Here is a 1,018-nt window from a genome sequence, read left to right as displayed (position 1 = left end):
AAAAAATATAAAATAAAATTAGTGAAAGGTGGTGAGGACATGAAATTGACTTTAACAGCAAAAATTAAAATTTTACCGACATCTGAACAAGAACAACTTCTTCAAAAAACGATGCAAGCATATCGTGATGCGTGCAATGCGGTGTCGGAAGTGATATACAAAGAAAACACCCTTGTGCAAGCCAAACTTCACAAGATGACGTACCGCAAACTTCGCTCTACATTTGGCTTAAAATCTCAAATGGCACAGTCTGTGTTAAAAACGGTGATTGCAAAATATAAAACCAACCAAACCAATGGACATAAGCGTTGTCAGATTGCGTTTAAAAAACCGCAAATAGACCTCGTTTTTAATCGAGATTACAGCCTAACCAAAGGGTTGTTTTCCATCAATACGTTAGAAGGACGAATCAAAGTTCCTTTTCAAACGAAAGGACTTGAAACGTATTTCGACGGAACATGGACGTTTGGAACAGCAAAGTTAGTGAATAAACATCAAAAGTGGTTTCTCCATATTCCTGTATCCAAAGAAATGGAAGAAGCAAACCTTCATCACATTTGCCAAGTGGTTGGCGTAGATATGGGCGTAAATTTTCTTGCGACTGTTTATGATTCAAACGGACAGACGCTATTTTTCAAAGGTAGACACATCAAACACAAACGAGCAAAGTATAAACAACTCCGCAGACAACTACAAAAAAAGCAAACTCCGTCTGCCCGTAGAAGATTAAAGAAAATCGGTCAACGAGAAAACCGTTGGATGCAAGATGTCAACCATTGCATCAGTAAGGCACTCGTTGAGCGTTATGGTAAGAACACGCTGTTTGTGTTAGAGGATTTAACAGGTGTTCGCCAAAGAACAGAAAAAGTGTCCGTTAACCATCGGTATGAAATGGTATCTTGGGCGTTTTATGATTTAAGACAAAAAATCGAGTACAAAGCACGCAAACACCAAGCCAAAGTGATTGTGGTAGACCCAACATACACATCCCAAACATGTCCAAAATGCGGACATACAG

At 38.9% G+C, this 1,018-nt stretch carries 1 protein-coding gene; it reads left to right on the top strand.

Translation table 11 applies throughout. From position 1 onward, the window contains the following. Positions 1–39 precede the first annotated feature (39 nt). The coding region (locus LD028_RS08620) for an RNA-guided endonuclease InsQ/TnpB family protein (RefSeq protein ID WP_237811568.1) at positions 40–1,018 on the top strand (979 nt) is incomplete at its 3' end.

Source organism: Anoxybacillus sp. LAT27 (genome assembly GCF_022030075.1).
GTDB lineage: Bacteria > Bacillota > Bacilli > Bacillales > Anoxybacillaceae > Anoxybacillus > Anoxybacillus kestanbolensis.
Note: the sequence above shows the minus strand (reverse complement) of the source record. Positions and strands in the feature narration are given on the sequence as shown.